Consider the following 16,705-nt stretch of genomic DNA (forward strand, 5'->3'; position numbering starts at 1 on the left):
TATCGAATACGTAGAAGGGAACGCCATGCTCAGTCGCACCGCAGACCACCTTTTCTGGATGGCGCGCTACACCGAACGCGCCGAGAACACCGCCCGCATGCTCGACGTGAACTACCAGACCTCGCTGCTGCCGCAATCCGCGGAAGTGGCCGAGCAGGGCTGGTGGGCAATGCTCGACATCTCCGAACTGACGCAGGTCTTTGACGAGCGCTATGGCCTGCTCTCGCGCGACGATGTGATCGATTTCATGGTGCGCGACATGACCAACCCGTCGTCGATCATGAGCTGTCTGCGCGGGGCGCGCGAGAACGCCCGGGCGGTACGCGGCTCCATCACGACCGAGGTTTGGGAGACCATCAACACCACGTGGCTGGATGTGCAGCGCCTGATTGCCGAAGGCATGCTGCGCGATGATCCGTCTCAGTTCTTTGAGTGGGTGAAGTTCCGCTCGCATCTGTCGCGCGGCGTGCAGGTCGGCACCATGCTGACGGACGACGCGTTCCATTTCATGCGCCTGGGCACCTTTCTGGAACGCGCCGACAACACTGCCCGGCTGCTGGACGTGAAATTCCAATCAACGCCTACGCGCGATGAAACGGCGGCGGAGCAGGGCGACTTCTACCATTGGGCTGCCACGCTGCGCTCGGTGTCGGGCTTCGAGGTCTACCGCAAGATTTATCGCAACGTCATCACGCCGACGCGCGTGGCGGAGCTGCTGATTTTGCGCAGCGACATGCCGCGGTCGCTGCTGGCCAGCATGGACGAGGTGGTCGAGATTCTTTCGACAGTGCGCAACAGTCAATCGGCAGAGACTGAACGTCGCGCTGGTAAACTGCACGCCGACCTGCGGTACGCCCGCATCGAAGATATTTTTGCTGTTGGCCTGCATGCCTGGCTGACCAACTTCCTGGAGCGGATAGGCGACCTAGGCAACGGCATCAGCCAGGATTTCCTGGTGCCGCTCGAGGTGGCGTGACGTGCAGGACAACGTGCATACATCGGGGCGCCGCTTTCGGGTGGCGCCCGTGTCATCGTGAAATACCAAATTCGACATACGACGGTCTACCGTTATGCCGAGCCGCTGCGCCACAGCGTGCACGAGCTGCGGCTGACACCTCGCAGCGGCGAGCTGCAGCAGGTGGACACCTGGCAGATCCATGCGCCCGGTAACCTCACGCGCGCCACCGACGGTTTCGGCAACGTCGTTCATCACTTCACCCTCGGCAACCGTACGGAAGACGTCATCATCGACGCGCGCGGCGTTGTCGAGGCGTTTCCTGCGGGCTCGCCGGGCAGTCAACGGTTTGTCGATGCGCCTGGGCAAGGGCGCTATCGCGTATCGCCGCTGTACTTTTTGAGTGCCACGCCGCTGACTTCCGCGCCGCCCGAAATGATCAACTTCGCGCGCGAGCACGCGCTGGTGCTCGGAGACGCGGAATCTGCCGTGCGGCTTGCGCAAGCTATCGCCAAGCGCGTGAGCTATAAGCCGAATACCACTCACGTCGGCACTACCGCAGCGGAGGCGTTTGGCCTGGGCACGGGCGTATGCCAGGACCAGGCGCAGGTGATGGTCGCGTGCTGCCGGGCGTTGGGCGTGCCGGCGCGCTATGTCAGCGGCTATTTCCACGCCGTGGGCGAAGAAGACCTCGCCAGCCACGCGTGGGCCGACGTTTGCCTCGATGCCGAATCGCACATCTGGTGCAGCATCGACGTCACCCACCAGTGCTTTACCGATGCCCGCCACATTCGGTTGGCGGTCGGGCGCGATTACCAGTCGGCAGCACCGGTACGCGGCGTGCGGCAGGGCGGGGGTGCCGAGACGCTGGATGTCAGCATTTCCATTGAGCCATTGCCCGTCGAGGCGGCTCGAGTGAATTGAGCACCTCTTCCAAGCGCGCGGATGGGTTCCGATCGGCGCGCTAGAATGCCTTCAACCTACCGATTCCGTTTGTTGCTTCGCCCATGACTTATTGCGTCGCCATGCGCCTGGACGCAGGCCTTGTGTTCCTGTCCGATTCCCGCACGAATGCGGGCGTGGACGCCATTTCCACGTTTCGCAAGATGACCGTGTTCGAGCGCGAAGGCGATCGCGTCATGGTGCTGCTGACGGCCGGTAATCTCGCCATCAGCCAGGCGGTGCGTCAGGTGCTGACCGAAGCGCGCGGCAAGCCCCGCTCGCTATGGACGGCGCGGGACATGTTCGAGGCAGCCACAATCGTTGGCGAGGCCGTGCGCGATGTCTACGACCGCGATGCCGCGGCGCTGGCCAAGGCCAAGATCGACTTCAACGTCAGCATCATCTTTGGCGGGCAGATTGGCGCAGAGCGCCCGCGCCTGTTCAACGTCTACGCAGCAGGCAACTTCATTGAAGCCACGCCCGAGAACTGCTACTTCCAGATCGGCGAGGCCAAGTACGGCAAGCCGATCATCGATCGCGTGGTCAGCCCGGGGCTGCCGCTGGACGAAGCCGCAAAGTGCGCGCTGATCTCGATGGATTCGACGCTGAAGTCGAATATTTCCGTGGGTTTGCCGCTGGATTTGCTGGTCTATGAGGCCGACTCCCTGCGTGTGACGCGCTTTGTCGCCATCGACGAAGAGAACCCATATTTCACGATGATTCGCGGCACGTGGGGCAAGCGCCTGCGCCAGGTGTTTGCCGAGATCGACGATCCGGACTGGGAAACCGGCACTTCGCCTTCGCACCCGTTGCGCCGCGAGGGCCATTCTTCCGCAGAGGTCGAGCCCGTGCGCATTGCACCGCCCGCCGCCGACGTTCCAGCCGCGCCGGATCGTGCGCCCGGCCCAGCGTTGGAGCAGGTGTCCACGATCCAGCGCGTGGCTGGCGGATCGCAAAAGTCGCACTGAACGGCACAGGATCTGCGATGCGCGATGTGATGCTTTTTTCGCATGCCAACGGCTTTCCCGTGGGGACGTATCGCAAGATGCTGGGCGTGCTGGGTGACGAATTCGACATCCGCGCCGTGGAGCGTTTTGGTCACGACCCGCGTTTTCCAGTGACCCGTTCGTGGCCCGGTCTGGTGAAGGAGCTGCTCGCCGAAATCGACGCGCAGGCGGAGCCGGTCTGGCTGGTGGGCCATTCGCTGGGCGGCTTCTTGAGCTTGATGGCGGCGCTGCGCCGGCCCGAGCGCGTGCGCGGCGTCGTGATGCTCGATTCGCCGATCATTGCCGGGTGGCGCGCCAAGCTGCTGCGCGTGGCGCAATGGCTGGACATCGATGAGAGCCAATCGCCTGCTGCAGCGACGAAGAACCGGCGCCATCTGTGGCCCGATCGCGACGCCGTCTGGAGCCACTTCAAGGCCAAGCGCAAGTTCGATCGTTGGGACGAAGACGTGCTGCGCGATTATGTCGAACATGGCACCGAGCCCACGGGCCGTGACCACGAGCGCACACTGCGTTTCTCACGCGAAATCGAATACCAGATCTACCGGACGTTGCCGACCAACATGGGGCGCAAAGTCGCGGGCGGCACGGCGTTCCCCGTCAGCTTTGTGGCGGGCACCCGTTCGCGCGAGATTCGCCAGGTCGGGCTGGGTGCCACCCGGCGCATCGTCGGCGGCAGGCTGCGCTGGATCGAAGGTAGCCATCTTTATCCAATGGAAAAGCCGCTCGAAACGGCTGAGTTGATCCGCGAATTGATCAACGAAATGCGCGCCAACACAGGCGCCATGCGGCACGCCGCATAGGCGAGGCTGGTCGGGGGCAAATTCCACCGTTCTGTCACGGATTGGTGAGGGGACCTTTGCTATAATCCGGCTTTCCCCGGCAAGCTAGGTCATGACCAAGTTCGTATTCGTTACCGGTGGCGTAGTGTCCTCACTCGGCAAGGGCATCGCCGCCGCCTCGCTCGCGGCCATTCTTGAGTCGCGCGGCCTCAAAGTCACCCTCCTCAAACTCGATCCTTACATTAACGTCGACCCGGGCACGATGAGCCCGTTCCAGCACGGCGAAGTGTTTGTGACCGAGGACGGCGCAGAAACCGACCTCGATCTTGGCCATTACGAGCGTTTTGTCTCGGCCAAGATGCGCAAGGCGAACAACTTCACCACCGGCCAGATTTACGAATCCGTGATCCGCAAGGAGCGTCGCGGCGAGTATCTCGGCAAGACGGTGCAGGTCATTCCGCATATCACCAACGAAATCCAGGCGTTCATTGAGCGCGGTGCAGCGGCTTCGCACGACGGCAAGGCCGATGTGGCGATCGTGGAAATCGGCGGTACGGTGGGTGATATCGAATCGCTGCCGTTCCTGGAAGCCGCTCGTCAGATGAGCCTGCGCCTGGGTCGCAACCAGGTAGCATTCGCGCACCTGACGCTGGTGCCGTTCATTGCCAGCGCCGGCGAGCTGAAGACCAAGCCGACCCAGCACTCGGTGCAGAAGCTGCGCGAAATCGGCGTGCAGCCGACCGCGCTGCTGTGCCGCGCCGACCGCCCGATCCCTGACGATGAACGCGCGAAGATTTCCCTCTTCGCCAACATGCCGCAGGACGCGGTCATCTCGGTGTGGGACGTCGACACCATCTACAAGATCCCGCAGATGCTCAACGAGCAGGGGCTGGATCGCATCATCTGCGAAGAGCTGCGCATCGAAGCGCCGCCGGCGGACCTGTCGGTGTGGGCGCACATGGTGCACACGCTGGAAAATCCGCAGCACGAAATCACCATCGGCATGGTCGGCAAGTACGTTGACCTGACCGAGTCGTACAAGTCGCTGATCGAGGCGCTGCGCCACGCCGGCCTGCATACCTCGACGCGCGTCAATATCGAGTACATCGATTCCGAGGAGTTGGAATCGGGCCATACCCAGGTGCTGGACACACTGGATGCCATTCTGGTGCCGGGCGGCTTCGGCAAGCGTGGTACGGAAGGCAAGATCCGCGCAATTCAGTACGCCCGCGAAAAAGGCGTGCCGTACCTGGGCATCTGCCTGGGGATGCAGTTGGCCGTGATCGAATTCGCTCGCCATCTGGCCGGCATGAAGGACGCCAACAGCACGGAGTTCAACGACGAGACCGAACATCCGGTGGTCGCGCTCATCACCGAATGGCTCGATCGCGATGGTCGTGTGGAAAAACGCTCGGCCGACTCCGATCTGGGCGGCACCATGCGCCTGGGCTCGCAGCGCGTGCCGGTGCAATCCGGCACCAAGGCAGCGGCAATCTACGGCGCGGAGGTCAACGAGCGCCATCGACACCGCTACGAGGTGAACAACCACTACGTGCCGCAGCTGGAAAAGGCCGGGATGATCATCTCGGCGCGCACGCCGTCGGAAAACCTGCCGGAAATGATGGAGCTGCCGGCGTCGATGCACCCGTGGTTCGTCGGCGTGCAGTTCCACCCGGAATTCACCTCGACGCCGCGCGACGGCCACCCGCTGTTCAAGGCCTACGTTGAAGCCGCGCTGGCGCATCACCAGCAGAACACGCAACGCGCTGTCGCCTGAGCGCCGGCACACGGGAACATCATGAAACTCTGCGATTTCGAAGTCGGCCTCGACAAACCGTTCTTCCTGATTGCCGGCACCTGCGTGATCGAATCGGAGCAGATGGCGATCGACACCGCCGGCACGCTCAAGGAAATCACGGGCGCACTGGGCATTCCGTTCATCTACAAGTCGTCGTTTGACAAGGCGAATCGGTCGTCGGACGCCTCGTTCCGCGGTCTGGGCATGGACGAGGGGCTGCGCATTCTGGCGGAAGTGCGTCGTCAGGTTGGCGTGCCGGTGCTGACCGACATCCACGACATCGACGAGATCAAGCCGGTGGCCGAAGTCGTGGACGTGCTCCAGACGCCGGCGTTCCTGTGTCGTCAGACCGATTTCATCCGTGCGTGTGCGCAGAGCGGCAAGCCCGTCAACATCAAGAAGGGTCAGTTCCTCGCGCCGCACGACATGAAGAACGTCATCGACAAGGCGCGTCACGCCGCCCGCGATGCCGGCCTGCCGGAAGACAACTTCATGGCCTGCGAGCGCGGCGCCTCGTTCGGTTATAACAACCTCGTGTCGGACATGCGCTCGCTGGCGATCATGCGCGAGACAGGGGCGCCGGTGGTGTTCGACGCCACGCATTCGGTGCAGTTGCCGGGCGGCCAGGGCACCAGTTCGGGCGGCCAGCGTGAGTTCGTGCCGGTGCTGGCCCGTGCTGCCATCGCCGTAGGGGTTGCGGGTGTCTTCATGGAAACGCACCCGGATCCCGCATGCGCAAAATCAGATGGCCCGAATGCCGTGCCGCTGCGCCGCATGAAAGACTTGCTGTCAGTACTGAAAGAACTGGATGCGCTCACCAAGCGCAGCGGTTTCCTGGAAAATCAGTTCGACTGATTCTTCCCGATGACCGGCGGCTCCACTAGCCGCCGCAGTCGTTTTCGGTTCAGCCCAGTTCAGTTTTCGTTTCGGCATCCGGAGAAAGACACATGGCCGCTGGCTACATCCTCGCGTACGTGGACGTGACAGACCCCGTGCAGTACGAGCAATACAAGACGCTGTCGACCAAAGCCATGCAAACGCATGGCGCCGAGCCGCTGGTGCGCGGCGGCAAGACGGAGCAGTTGGAAGGCGAGTGGAACCCTACCCGCATCGTTGTGCTCAAGTTTCCGAGCTACGACGCTGCCAAGTCGTTCTACGACAGCGAGGAGTATCTCGCTGCGCGCAACGCGCGCGCCAAGGCTGCCAACATGAACATGATCGTGGTCGAAGGCGTTTGAGCTGCCTGTCGACCTCGTAGCGTTACCTGCTTTAAGACACCAAGAGGGATTTTCATGAGTGCCATCGTAGATATCATCGGTCGCGAAGTGCTGGACTCGCGCGGCAACCCCACCGTCGAATGCGACGTGCTGCTGGAATCGGGCGTGATGGGCCGTGCAGCGGTGCCGTCGGGCGCGTCCACCGGCTCGCGTGAAGCCATCGAACTGCGTGACGGCGACAAGTCGCGCTACCTGGGCAAGGGCGTGCTCAAGGCCGTCGAGCACATCAACACCGAAATCTCCGAGGCCATCATGGGCCTGGACGCGTCGGAACAGGCGTTCCTGGACCGCACCCTGATCGATCTGGACGGTACCGAGAACAAGAGCCGCCTGGGCGCCAACGCCATGCTGGCCGTGTCGATGGCCGTTGCCAAGGCCGCTGCCGAAGAAGCCGGCCTGCCGCTGTATCGCTATTTCGGCGGTTCAGGCGCCATGCAGATGCCGGTGCCGATGATGAACATCGTCAACGGCGGCGCACACGCCAACAACAGCCTGGACATCCAGGAATTCATGGTGATGCCGGTCGGCCAGTCGAGCTTCCGTGAAGCCCTGCGCTGCGGCGCGGAGATCTTCCACGCGCTGAAGAAGATCCTGGCTGACAAGGGCATGAGCACGGCCGTGGGCGACGAAGGCGGCTTCGCACCGAACTTCGCCAGCAACGAAGAGTGCCTGAATACGATCCTGTCGGCCATCGAGCAGGCTGGCTACAAGGCGGGTGAAGACGTGCTGCTGGCGCTCGATTGCGCCGCGTCCGAGTTCTACAAGGACGGCAAATACCACCTCGAAGGCGAAGGCCTCCAGCTGTCGTCGGAAGATTTCGCCAACTACCTGGCAAATCTGGCTGACAAGTTCCCGATCGTGTCGATCGAAGACGGCATGCACGAGAGCGACTGGGCCGGTTGGAAGGCCCTGACCGAAAAGCTCGGCAAGAAGGTGCAGCTGGTGGGCGACGATCTGTTCGTCACCAACACCAAGATCCTGAAGGAAGGCATCGAGAAGGGCATTGCCAACTCGATCCTCATCAAGATCAACCAGATCGGTACGCTGACCGAGACGTTCGCTGCCATCGAGATGGCCAAGCGCGCCGGCTACACCGCCGTGATCTCGCACCGCTCGGGCGAGACCGAAGACAGCACGATCGCCGACATCGCCGTTGGCACGAACGCCGGCCAGATCAAGACCGGCTCGCTGTCGCGCTCGGATCGCATGGCCAAGTACAACCAGCTGCTGCGCATCGAAGAGGACCTCGGTGATATCGCCAGCTACCCGGGCAAGTCGGCGTTCTATAACCTGCGATAATCCCTCGCAGTTTCGCTCCGCATGACTGTGCGACCGCCGCTCTGGCGGTCGCATGGTATTTGGGGCCCGAGTACTGCCAACGCTTGTCTCTATGCGCCTGATTACGCTGTTCCTGCTGCTGTTGCTGCTTGCTATCCAGTACCCGCTTTGGCTGGGCAAGGGCGGCTGGCTGCGCGTGTGGGATATGCAGAAGCAGGTGACGGCGCAGAATCAGCGCAACGCTGAACTGAAGCAGCGCAACACCAAGCTTGAAGGCGAGGTGAAGGATTTGAAGGAAGGCACGGGCGCCATTGAAGAGCGCGCGCGCTATGAACTGGGGATGGTGAAAGACGACGAAGGCTTCGTGCAGTTCGTCGCACCGGCCCCGAAAACCAGCGAAACTCCGCTACCTCCGCCCCCTCCGGCGGGCCAGCAGGCGCATCACTGAGTCTGCTATGCGACGTGTCCTGCAGACGCGATCGCCTTCAGGGCAACTTCCGGGATTTACCAGTAGTACGGATAGCCCCACACGGGCGCCCCGTAGCTGACGCCCCAGCCGCCACGGTGGTGCCATCCGCTGCCGTAATACACCGAATACCCCCCGTAGTACGGATACGGCGCGTAGTACGGCGTGGCTGCATAGGCGCGCGCTTCCGCATCGCGTCGGATGGCTTGATCCGATTCGCGCAGCGCCTTGGCATTCAGCGCATCCAGCTTCTTGCGGTCTTCAGCCGACAGCGGCGCCGGTGCCGCGGCCTGCGTATCGTCCGACAGCCGGGCGGTGTAGGGCATGCCGCCCGGGCCACGCGGCAAGGCAACGCAGGCCGACGCCAGCAGCGCCGCCGCAATCGGCAACGCCAGCGCGCCAGCGCGAGAGAAATTCAACGATCGCAAGGGCGAGGAAATGAGCTTGAACATGGTGCGCTCCGCAGCAAGCGGCAGATGAAGAATCTGGCGATTTAGAGCGTGGCCGGCACCGATAAGTGCCGCGCGCCACGCGCACTTCATACTATGTCGCTTGTATTCAGTGACGCTGCTCGGACGCGCCCTGGATGCCTTGCGCGACGGTCTCTTGCGCGAAGAGTTGCGCACAATCCACAGCGTCGAAGCTGTAATGCTGGCCGCAGAATTCGCAGTCGATTTCCACCTTGCCGCGTTCTTCCAGAATGCTGTCGACTTCGGGTTGGCCAAGCGTACGAAGCATGGAGCCCACGCGCAGCCGAGAGCACGAGCAGCGGAAACGCGGGCTCTGCGGCTCGAACATGCGGATGCCGGCCGATTCCATTTCTTCCCAGTACAGGCGCTTGATGAGCGTGTCGATCGGCTGCTCGAGCAGTTCGTCGCGACGCAGCGTCTTACCGAGCTGGCAGACGCGTTCCCACGTGTCGAGGTCTTGCTCCTGCACGTCCTTGTGCAGCGGCTGGCCCGTTTCACCGACCTGCGCGGGGGCATGGCCGGTGCGGCCTTCCATTGCCCCGCCATATGAAGGCAGGCGTTGCAGCAGCATGCCCGACGCGACCTTGTTGTCAGCCGCCAGCCACAGGCGCGTGTCGAGCTGCTCGGAGCTTTGCATGTAGTGCTCAAGCACTTCGGTGATGGTGGCGAGCGGCCCGTTCTCGTCCGACAGCGGCACGATGCCCTGATACGGCTGTTGGCCGGGCAGCTTGTCCTGCGGATCGAGCGTGATGGCGAAGCGTCCGTTGCCGTGCACGTTGACCATGGCGGCCAGCGTGGCGTCGTCGGCAATCTCTGCGCCTTCGGCAATCTTGGCGGTGGCGCGCATCGACAGGTCGGAGTTGCACTCGACGACCAGCATGTGTACCGGGCCGTCGCCGTGCAGTTGCATGACGAGCGCGCCGTTGAACTTCAGATTGGCAGACAGCAGTGCGGCCGCGGCCATCATCTCGCCCAGCAGCGTGCTGACCGGGGCGGGGTAGCGGCGGCGGCTCAGCACCTCTTGCCACGTTCCTTCCAGGCGCACCAGTTCACCGCGCACAGGCGCGGCGTCGAATACAAATTTCTTCAGCTCGTCAGTCATCCATCGATCCGTTTCAGTTGCTGCTTGTACATCGCCTGTCGCACCGCATACGTTTCGGTGTTCAGGTGCATCTTGGCGATGTCGTCTTCCGTCAGTTTGCGTACGGCCTTCGCAGGCGCGCCCAGAATGAGTGTGCCATCTTCGAAGACCTTGCCCTCCGTCACGATCGCACCCGCACCTACCAGGCAGTTCTTGCCGATCACCGCGCGATTGAGTACCACCGCCTGGATGCCGATCAGCGAGCCTTCGCCGATCGTGCAGCCATGCAGCATGGCTTGGTGGCCGATCGTTACGCGGTCGCCAATGTTCAGCGGGCAGCCCGGGTCGGTGTGCAGCACCGAGCCCTCCTGCACGTTGCTGGCCTCGCCCACGGTAATCGGCTCGTTGTCGCCGCGGATGACGGCACCGGGCCACACGCTCGCGCGTGCTTTCAGCTCCACGCGGCCGATGACGGTCGCTTCGGGGGCCACATAGGCGTTGGCGTCAATGGTCGGTGCAACATCGCCGAGTTGGTAGAGGGCCATGCGATCGGTCTCCATAATCTGCGTAAATGGGGGAAAAGGGCGCGTCTTCAAGCTTGCCGGGCAAGGCAAGCCGATGCGTCGAATTAAAATGGCGGAAAGCCCAAATTGTACGCTGATGACCGCTCCGCAGCCTTGCCCCAAAACGCCTTCCGACACGCTGCGCCATGCTGCCTTGGCGGCCCTGTGTCTCACAGATCCAGCCAGCAAGGTGGACGCCACGCTGCATCTGGGCGAGCGCGCCAAGTGCGCCGACGACGCGAGCTGGGGTATTGACGAAGCCATTGCAGCACCCGAAAGCGGAGTCCCGGGCCGCCCAGACGCGCCGGTGCTCGTGCCGCCTTCCGAGGTTCCGCGCCGTCGTGCGATCGATACGCCACGGGGCCGGGGCGCGTTACTGCACGCGCTCGCGCACATCGAATTCAATGCCATCAACCTTGCGCTCGATGCTGTATGGCGTTTTGCGGCGATGCCCGTGGCGTTCTACCAGGACTGGGCGCGCGTGGCGGCGGAAGAGGCGACGCACTTTTCGTTGCTTGCCGCCCATCTGGAAACGCTCGATTGCCGCTACGGCGATCACCCCGCCCACGACGGCTTGTGGCAGATGACGGAGAAAACCGCCGCCGATCCGCTCGCGCGCATGGCGCTGGTGCCGCGCACGCTGGAGGCGCGCGGGCTCGACGCCTCGCCGCCGATCCGCGCCAAGCTCGCCCAGGCGGGCGATATGGCCGCTGCGGGCATCCTCGACATCATCCTGCGGGACGAGATCGGCCACGTGGCGGTCGGCAACCGCTGGTACCGTTGGCTCTGCGAGCGCGCGGGGCTGGACCCCGTGCCGACGTATCGCAAGCTGGCCGAGCAATACGGTGCGCCGCGTTTGCGCGGGCCATTCAACCTGGAGGCGCGCCGCCAGGCTGGTTTCGACGACGACGAAATTGCCACGCTGGAAGCGTCGTTCTAAGCGCGACGGCGTTGCCCATCCGCCGCTATAATCCCCAGAAAAAGAACGATCGTTCGATTTCTATTCGGTGACGGAAACCATGGACTCCACCACGCAGCCTGCCGCACGTCAGGCCTCAAGTTCGACATATTTGCCCGTGCGCGGTCTGCGCTACCACATCCGCGAATGGGGCGAGCCGGGGGCGCCCATCCTCTTCCTGTTTCATGGGTGGATGGATGTGTCGGCATCGTTCCAGTTTCTGGTCGATGCGCTGCGCGAGCGCTGGCATATCGTGGCACCGGATTGGCGCGGCTACGGCCAGTCTGCCCGGCCGACCGACGCCCCGGGTGTAGAGAGCTACTGGTTTGCCGATTACGTGGCGGACCTCGAAGCCATCATTGATCACTATCAGCCGGAGGGGCAGGTGACACTGGTCGGGCACAGCCTGGGCGCCAACGTGGTTTGCCTGTACGCGGGTATCCGGCCCGAGCGCGTGCGGCGCGTGGTGGATCTGGAGGGCTTCGGCATGTCGGCGTCGAAGGCATCCCAGGCGCCGCGCCGTTACGCGCGTTGGCTCGACGAGCTGAAGGACAAGCCGCGCCTGAACACCTACGCTACCGTTGAAGACGTCGCCGCGCGCTTGCAGAAGACCAACCCGCGTCTACCGGCCGACAAGGCGGCATTTCTGGCGCAGCACTGGTCGAGCCAAAACGCCGAAGGGCGCTGGGAGATCCTTGGTGACCCTGCGCACAAGATCATCAATCCGCAGCTTTATCGGCTGGATGAGGTGATGGAAATCTGGCGCCGTGTTGCCGCGCCCGTGCTGCACGTCGAGGCCGTCGATTCGCCCACGCTGAAGGCGATCGCGGGCGACGTGCCGCTGGCCGAGTTCAAGACGCGCTTTGCGGCGTTTCCTGATTTCCGTGAGGTGCTGATTGCAGACGCGGGGCACATGCTCCATCACGATCAGCCGGAGCAGGTGGCCGCGCTGATTGAAGCGTTCTGCTTGCAGCGCTGAGCGGCAGGCTCAATGAAGAAACCGCTGTGCTGCGCCGGGCGTCGGCAGCATGCGCGGGTCGCGCGGCGCTTTCATGCCACGCACGGCCGTCTCGCGCGAAGAGCACGGTAGATGGCACGGTAGACAACGATCATTCGTGCTCCAACGTCGCCAGGTCGAGATAGCCTCGATACGCCGCGACCACGCCCAGTAACGGCACGCTGGCGCGTATGTTGAAGTGGAAGCGGTCACCGTCGCCGGATTCCTCGGCCAATACGGCCGGCCGCAGCCATGCCGGGCAGGGGATACCGAGGAAGCGCAAGCCTTGCAGGCGCATTTGCAACACACCGTGCTCTGCTTCGAGCGCAAAGAACAGACGCACCGCGCCGAGCCGCTCCGTGAGGCGCCCCTGCCGCAGCGACAAGGTTGAGCGCATCGTGTGTCGGGGAAAATCGCGCGTCCAGGTTTCTTCCATGGCGGCGGTTTGGAGCGTGACCCGGATCGGGCCACGCGTCGGTGTCCGTGGCGTGCGAATGCACCATGCAAGCACCCGTGCGAGGCGCGAGGCGGGCGTTTCTGTTTCGACCTCGCCGTGCAGGGTCACCACGCCGGTCATTCGGTGGAATGTCTGCACGGCCGGCGCCAGTTCCGCATATCGCGCGCCAAGCACAGTTTCGTAGAGCGACGGCGCGCGCATGCGAGACCTTATTCCGCCGTTACATGCAGCTTCGTCTGCAGCCCCGCATCGTTGCTCGAATGCGTATGCACGAGCGTCTTATCCGGATTCGCGTAGCGGTATGCCCGGCGCAGCGCCATCGCCACCTCATGGAAGCCCGACAGAATCAGCTTCTGCTTGTTCGGATACAGCGCGATATCGCCTGCGGCGAACACCCCGGGGCGCGACGTCTCATACGCCGTCGTTTCGACCGTGATGCGGCCCGCGCGCATCTCAACGCCCCAGTTGGCAATGGGCCCAGGCTCGGAAACCAGCCCATACAGCGCGATCAGTTCGTCGCAGGGCAGTACGGTTTCGCCGTCGCGCCCGCGGATGGCCGCGCCGGTGAGCGTGCCGTCGGGCGTGCTGTCCAGGCGCGAAAGCATGCCGAGCACAAAATCCATTTCGCCGGCGGCGACGGCGGCGCGCATTTCAGCGACGCTCGCATCGGCGGCGCGAAAGCCCTCTCGCCGATGGACCAGCGTCACGCGTGCGGCCACCTTACGCAACGCGAGCGCCCAGTCGAGTGCGGAATCGCCGCCGCCTGCGATCACCACGCGCTTGCCCGCAAAGCGCGCGGTGTCGCGCACGGCATAGTGCAGATGGCGACCTTCCAGCGCGGCCGCTTCAGGCAAGGCCACGCGTTGTGGGGTGAACGCGCCGTTGCCCGCCGTGATGAGTACGGCGGCGCAGTCGAACACGTCGCCGGCGCTGGTGGTGACGCGAAAGCGCTGGCTGTGCCCGCTTTCCAGCGTTTCGACGGTTTCGGCGCGGCGTCCGCAGAGGATGGGGTAGTTGAACGGCGCACATTGCGCCATCAACCGGTCAACGAGTTCCTGAGCTGTGCACGAGACCAGCGCCGGGATGTCGTAGATCGGTTTTTCCGGGTACAGCTCCGTGCATTGGCCGCCCGGGCGGTCCAATGCGTCCACCAGCACACACGACATGCCCAGCACGCCGGCCTGGAAGGCTGCAAATAGGCCCACCGGCCCCGCGCCCACGACGAGCACGTCGATGCGTTGCTCCAAGGGCTGAGGGAGATCGGCGGGGGCTGTGGCGGCGGAAGTCATTGCAAAGCGTCGAGGACGAAACAATGCGACCACTATAGCCCGCAGCAAGCGCCTCGCCGTGAACACCGCCACGGGCAGTCGGGTCTTCCGAATGCCGATCTTTAGTGGGGTGAGGCCCCCGGTTGCGCGACGCAGCAGTAAAATGGCGGAATGCCAAACCTCTCCGCCGCCTCCGCCCGAAATGCCGATCTGCACTGCCATTCCACGGTGTCGGACGGCATGCTTGCACCGCACGAAGTGGCCGCCCGTGCTGCTGCGCACGGTGTGACGCTCTGGGCATTGACCGACCACGACGAAGTGGGCGGGCAGGCCGCCGCGCGCGAGGCCGCAGCGGCGCTGGGCATGGATTACCTGTCGGGCGTAGAGATTTCCGTGACCTGGGCGGGGCGCACGCTGCACATCGTCGGCCTGGGTATCGACCCGGATAACGCCGATCTGGTGCAGGGGCTGGAGCGAACACGCTCCGGTCGCTGCGCGCGTGCTGAAGACATCAGCGCCGCGCTGGCCAAGCTCGGCATCGAAGGCGCCTACGAAGGTGCATTGCGCTACGCCGGCAATCCCGACATGGTCTCGCGCACCCATTTCGCCCGCTTCCTGGTCGAGCATGGACACTGCCGCGACATCCACGAAGTGTTTGACCGCTACCTGGGCGACGGCAAGCCGGGCTACGTGCCGCATCGCTGGGCGCGTCTGGCCGATGCGATCAACTGGATCAAGGGCGCGGGTGGGGTCGCGGTGATGGCGCATCCAGGACGCTACACGCTGTCGCTGGTCGAGCACGGCGCGCTGTTTGATGAATTCAAGGCGCTAGGCGGGGAGGGCGTCGAAGTCATCACCGGCAGCCATACGCCCGACCAATACGCGCTGTACGCCGACGTGGCCCGCCGTTACGGCCTGATGGCGTCGCGCGGTTCAGATTTCCATGGCCCGGGCGAGGGCCGTGTCGAACTCGGCACGCTGCCGCCGCTGCCCGACAACCTGACGCCGGTGTGGAGCCGGTGGATGTCCTGAGCGCGCGGCTGCCATGTCCCAGTTCTTCCAGATTCACCCGACTACGCCGCAAGGGCGCTTGGTTCGCCAGGCCGTGGAGATTATCCGCGCCGGTGGCCTTGTCGCGCTGCCCACAGATTCCTGCTACGCACTCGCCTGCCATCTTGACGATAAATCGGCCGTCGAGCGCCTGCGCCGCGTGCGGGGCATCGACGATAAGCATCACCTCACGCTGATGTGCCGTGACCTTTCCGAGCTGGCCACGTTTGCGCGCGTCGATAACAAACAGTACCGCGTGCTGAAGGCGGCCACGCCGGGGCCGTTCGTCTTCTTGCTGGAGGCGACTAAGGAGGTGCCGCGCCGGCTTTCGCACCCGTCGCGCAAGACCATCGGCCTGCGCGTACCGGAACACGCGATCCCCCTGGCGCTGATGGCTGAACTGGGTGAGCCGCTGCTCTCCGCCACGCTGCAACTGCCCGGCGATGACGAGCCGCTCAATGAGGCCGAGACCATTCGGGATCGGCTTGAAAAGCAGCTTGAACTCGTCATCGACGGCGGCCCGGCCCCGGCCGAACCTACCACCGTCATCGACCTGACGAGCGGCGAGCCCGAACTCGTAAGGCGCGGCCGAGGCGATCCGGCCCGCGTGGGCTTGTAGGCGAGCGTTTGGTGCGCGCTTCGGTGGCGTCGTGCCGAGGCGCGCGCTTGCTACAATAGCCCGCCTATGGACCCCGCACTGATCCAAAACATCGCGGTTTACGCGATTCCCGTCCTGTTTGCCATCACGCTGCATGAGGCGGCGCATGGCTATGTCGCCAAGCATTTCGGCGACGATACGGCCTATGTCATGGGTCGCATCAGCATCAATCCGCTGCGGCACATCGATCCGATCGGCACGATCGCGATGCCGCTGCTGCTGTATTTCGCCACCAAGGGCGCGTTTGTGTTCGGTTATGCCAAGCCGGTGCCGGTGCGCTTCGGCCGTCTGCGTGATCCGCGCTGGCATGGCATGTGGGTGGCGCTGGCCGGGCCCGCTACCAACTTTGTCCAGGCGATCTTCTGGGGCGTGCTGGCAGTTGCGTTCGCGGTGGGCGGTGTGAACGAGCCGTTCCTGATCGGCATGGCGCGCGCTGGCATTCTGGTCAATATGGTGATGGCGGCGTTCAACATGTTTCCGCTGCCGCCGCTTGATGGCGGGCGCGTGCTGGCGGCACTCCTGCCGCCTCGGCTGGCGCTTGGCCTCTCGCGCATCGAACCGTTCGGCTTTTTCATCGTGATGGCGCTGATCATTTCCAACGTCATCACCAATGTCTGGATGCGCCCAATCATGGCGCTGCTGTTTCAACTGCTGCAGTGGATCCTGAGTCCGCTGCAGATGCTGTTTTCCTGAGTCTTCAA

At 63.9% G+C, this 16,705-nt stretch carries 19 protein-coding genes; 14 read left to right on the forward strand and 5 right to left on the reverse strand.

Annotated features, from left to right (window positions below; genetic code table 11):
• The first annotated feature begins 25 nt into the window (after window positions 1–25).
• The 9 genes from ACTJK4_RS14345 (at window position 26) to ftsB (ending at window position 8,484) form a co-directional block, all read left to right on the forward strand.
• Complete coding sequence (locus ACTJK4_RS14345; protein ID WP_232042438.1) at window positions 26–976, forward strand: alpha-E domain-containing protein; 951 nt, start codon at window positions 26–28, stop codon at window positions 974–976.
• A gap of 57 nt (window positions 977–1,033) precedes the next feature.
• A complete protein-coding gene (locus ACTJK4_RS14350; RefSeq protein ID WP_343619079.1) occupies window positions 1,034–1,879 on the forward strand; it encodes a transglutaminase family protein in 846 nt (281 codons plus the stop codon).
• Between the two features lie 83 nt (window positions 1,880–1,962).
• On the forward strand, window positions 1,963–2,865 hold the full coding sequence (locus tag ACTJK4_RS14355; protein ID WP_316868760.1) for a peptidase: 903 nt from the start codon (window positions 1,963–1,965) through the stop codon (window positions 2,863–2,865).
• Between the two features lie 17 nt (window positions 2,866–2,882).
• The gene (locus tag ACTJK4_RS14360) at window positions 2,883–3,704 is read left to right on the forward strand and encodes an alpha/beta fold hydrolase (RefSeq protein ID WP_440076910.1); all 822 of its coding nucleotides are present in this window, start codon (window positions 2,883–2,885) and stop codon (window positions 3,702–3,704) included.
• A gap of 91 nt (window positions 3,705–3,795) precedes the next feature.
• Window positions 3,796–5,460, forward strand: coding sequence for a CTP synthase (locus ACTJK4_RS14365; RefSeq protein WP_232042442.1), 1,665 nt, complete (start codon window positions 3,796–3,798; stop codon window positions 5,458–5,460).
• 21 nt (window positions 5,461–5,481) lie between these two features.
• Window positions 5,482–6,336 (forward strand): 3-deoxy-8-phosphooctulonate synthase, encoded by an 855-nt coding sequence (gene kdsA / locus ACTJK4_RS14370; RefSeq protein ID WP_232042443.1) that lies wholly within the window; start codon window positions 5,482–5,484, stop codon window positions 6,334–6,336.
• A gap of 92 nt (window positions 6,337–6,428) precedes the next feature.
• A complete protein-coding gene (locus ACTJK4_RS14375) occupies window positions 6,429–6,719 on the forward strand; it encodes a DUF1330 domain-containing protein (RefSeq protein ID WP_316868764.1) in 291 nt (96 codons plus the stop codon).
• Window positions 6,720–6,773: 54 nt separating this feature from the next.
• The gene (eno, locus tag ACTJK4_RS14380; RefSeq protein WP_009238483.1) at window positions 6,774–8,057 is read left to right on the forward strand and encodes a phosphopyruvate hydratase; all 1,284 of its coding nucleotides are present in this window, start codon (window positions 6,774–6,776) and stop codon (window positions 8,055–8,057) included.
• A gap of 91 nt (window positions 8,058–8,148) precedes the next feature.
• The gene (gene ftsB / locus ACTJK4_RS14385; protein WP_012435260.1) at window positions 8,149–8,484 is read left to right on the forward strand and encodes a cell division protein FtsB; all 336 of its coding nucleotides are present in this window, start codon (window positions 8,149–8,151) and stop codon (window positions 8,482–8,484) included.
• Window positions 8,485–8,540: 56 nt separating this feature from the next.
• On the opposite strand, the gene ACTJK4_RS14390 is transcribed toward ftsB, so the two are convergent.
• From ACTJK4_RS14390 to ACTJK4_RS14400, 3 genes are all read right to left on the reverse strand, one after another.
• Complete coding sequence (locus ACTJK4_RS14390; protein WP_440818232.1) at window positions 8,541–8,954, reverse strand: hypothetical protein; 414 nt, start codon at window positions 8,952–8,954, stop codon at window positions 8,541–8,543.
• A gap of 106 nt (window positions 8,955–9,060) precedes the next feature.
• Window positions 9,061–10,074, reverse strand: a complete 1,014-nt coding sequence (hslO, locus tag ACTJK4_RS14395; RefSeq protein WP_440818233.1) for an Hsp33 family molecular chaperone HslO — start codon at window positions 10,072–10,074, stop codon at window positions 9,061–9,063.
• Entirely contained in the window at window positions 10,071–10,598 is a 528-nt protein-coding gene (locus tag ACTJK4_RS14400) for a gamma carbonic anhydrase family protein (protein ID WP_004626140.1), read from the reverse strand. The genes hslO and ACTJK4_RS14400 overlap by 4 nt, the downstream gene beginning before the upstream one ends.
• Window positions 10,599–10,713: 115 nt before the next feature.
• On the opposite strand from ACTJK4_RS14400, the gene ACTJK4_RS14405 reads away from it, so the two are divergent.
• Both ACTJK4_RS14405 and ACTJK4_RS14410 read left to right on the forward strand, forming a co-directional pair.
• The gene (locus tag ACTJK4_RS14405; RefSeq protein WP_440818234.1) at window positions 10,714–11,556 is read left to right on the forward strand and encodes a ferritin-like domain-containing protein; all 843 of its coding nucleotides are present in this window, start codon (window positions 10,714–10,716) and stop codon (window positions 11,554–11,556) included.
• Window positions 11,557–11,635: 79 nt separating this feature from the next.
• Complete coding sequence (locus tag ACTJK4_RS14410; RefSeq protein ID WP_316868767.1) at window positions 11,636–12,553, forward strand: alpha/beta fold hydrolase; 918 nt, start codon at window positions 11,636–11,638, stop codon at window positions 12,551–12,553.
• Window positions 12,554–12,683: 130 nt separating this feature from the next.
• Here ACTJK4_RS14410 and ACTJK4_RS14415 read toward each other — a convergent pair whose 3' ends face one another.
• Window positions 12,684–13,229, reverse strand: a complete 546-nt coding sequence (locus tag ACTJK4_RS14415; RefSeq protein WP_440818235.1) for a DUF4166 domain-containing protein — start codon at window positions 13,227–13,229, stop codon at window positions 12,684–12,686.
• A gap of 8 nt (window positions 13,230–13,237) precedes the next feature.
• Window positions 13,238–14,317, reverse strand: coding sequence for an NAD(P)/FAD-dependent oxidoreductase (locus ACTJK4_RS14420; protein WP_433866817.1), 1,080 nt, complete (start codon window positions 14,315–14,317; stop codon window positions 13,238–13,240).
• A 150-nt stretch (window positions 14,318–14,467) separates the two neighbouring features.
• Between ACTJK4_RS14420 and ACTJK4_RS14425 the strand changes: the two genes are divergently transcribed.
• From ACTJK4_RS14425 to ACTJK4_RS14435, 3 genes are all read left to right on the forward strand, one after another.
• The gene (locus ACTJK4_RS14425) at window positions 14,468–15,328 is read left to right on the forward strand and encodes a 3',5'-nucleoside bisphosphate phosphatase (protein ID WP_316877846.1); all 861 of its coding nucleotides are present in this window, start codon (window positions 14,468–14,470) and stop codon (window positions 15,326–15,328) included.
• A gap of 13 nt (window positions 15,329–15,341) precedes the next feature.
• Window positions 15,342–15,965 (forward strand): L-threonylcarbamoyladenylate synthase, encoded by a 624-nt coding sequence (locus ACTJK4_RS14430; protein ID WP_440818236.1) that lies wholly within the window; start codon window positions 15,342–15,344, stop codon window positions 15,963–15,965.
• Window positions 15,966–16,031: 66 nt separating this feature from the next.
• Window positions 16,032–16,697, forward strand: coding sequence for a site-2 protease family protein (locus ACTJK4_RS14435; RefSeq protein WP_440818237.1), 666 nt, complete (start codon window positions 16,032–16,034; stop codon window positions 16,695–16,697).
• Window positions 16,698–16,705 lie beyond the last annotated feature (8 nt).

The sequence above is a fragment of the Ralstonia sp. 22111 genome (genome assembly GCF_052045895.1).
GTDB classification, from domain to species: Bacteria; Pseudomonadota; Gammaproteobacteria; order Burkholderiales; family Burkholderiaceae; genus Ralstonia; species Ralstonia wenshanensis.

Coding starts and splice junctions, on each gene's coding strand:
- ACTJK4_RS14345 (WP_232042438.1), top strand. CDS start 26: ATGCTCAGTCGCACCGCAGACCACCTTTTCTGGATGGCGCGCTACACC.
- ACTJK4_RS14355 (WP_316868760.1), top strand. CDS start 1,963: ATGACTTATTGCGTCGCCATGCGCCTGGACGCAGGCCTTGTGTTCCTG.
- ACTJK4_RS14360 (WP_440076910.1), top strand. CDS start 2,883: ATGCGCGATGTGATGCTTTTTTCGCATGCCAACGGCTTTCCCGTGGGG.
- ACTJK4_RS14365 (WP_232042442.1), top strand. CDS start 3,796: ATGACCAAGTTCGTATTCGTTACCGGTGGCGTAGTGTCCTCACTCGGC.
- kdsA (WP_232042443.1), top strand. CDS start 5,482: ATGAAACTCTGCGATTTCGAAGTCGGCCTCGACAAACCGTTCTTCCTG.
- ACTJK4_RS14375 (WP_316868764.1), top strand. CDS start 6,429: ATGGCCGCTGGCTACATCCTCGCGTACGTGGACGTGACAGACCCCGTG.
- eno (WP_009238483.1), top strand. CDS start 6,774: ATGAGTGCCATCGTAGATATCATCGGTCGCGAAGTGCTGGACTCGCGC.
- ftsB (WP_012435260.1), top strand. CDS start 8,149: ATGCGCCTGATTACGCTGTTCCTGCTGCTGTTGCTGCTTGCTATCCAG.
- ACTJK4_RS14390 (WP_440818232.1), bottom strand. CDS start 8,954: ATGTTCAAGCTCATTTCCTCGCCCTTGCGATCGTTGAATTTCTCTCGC.
- hslO (WP_440818233.1), bottom strand. CDS start 10,074: ATGACTGACGAGCTGAAGAAATTTGTATTCGACGCCGCGCCTGTGCGC.
- ACTJK4_RS14400 (WP_004626140.1), bottom strand. CDS start 10,598: ATGGCCCTCTACCAACTCGGCGATGTTGCACCGACCATTGACGCCAAC.
- ACTJK4_RS14405 (WP_440818234.1), top strand. CDS start 10,714: ATGACCGCTCCGCAGCCTTGCCCCAAAACGCCTTCCGACACGCTGCGC.
- ACTJK4_RS14410 (WP_316868767.1), top strand. CDS start 11,636: ATGGACTCCACCACGCAGCCTGCCGCACGTCAGGCCTCAAGTTCGACA.
- ACTJK4_RS14415 (WP_440818235.1), bottom strand. CDS start 13,229: ATGCGCGCGCCGTCGCTCTACGAAACTGTGCTTGGCGCGCGATATGCG.
- ACTJK4_RS14420 (WP_433866817.1), bottom strand. CDS start 14,317: ATGACTTCCGCCGCCACAGCCCCCGCCGATCTCCCTCAGCCCTTGGAG.
- ACTJK4_RS14425 (WP_316877846.1), top strand. CDS start 14,468: ATGCCAAACCTCTCCGCCGCCTCCGCCCGAAATGCCGATCTGCACTGC.
- ACTJK4_RS14430 (WP_440818236.1), top strand. CDS start 15,342: ATGTCCCAGTTCTTCCAGATTCACCCGACTACGCCGCAAGGGCGCTTG.
- ACTJK4_RS14435 (WP_440818237.1), top strand. CDS start 16,032: ATGGACCCCGCACTGATCCAAAACATCGCGGTTTACGCGATTCCCGTC.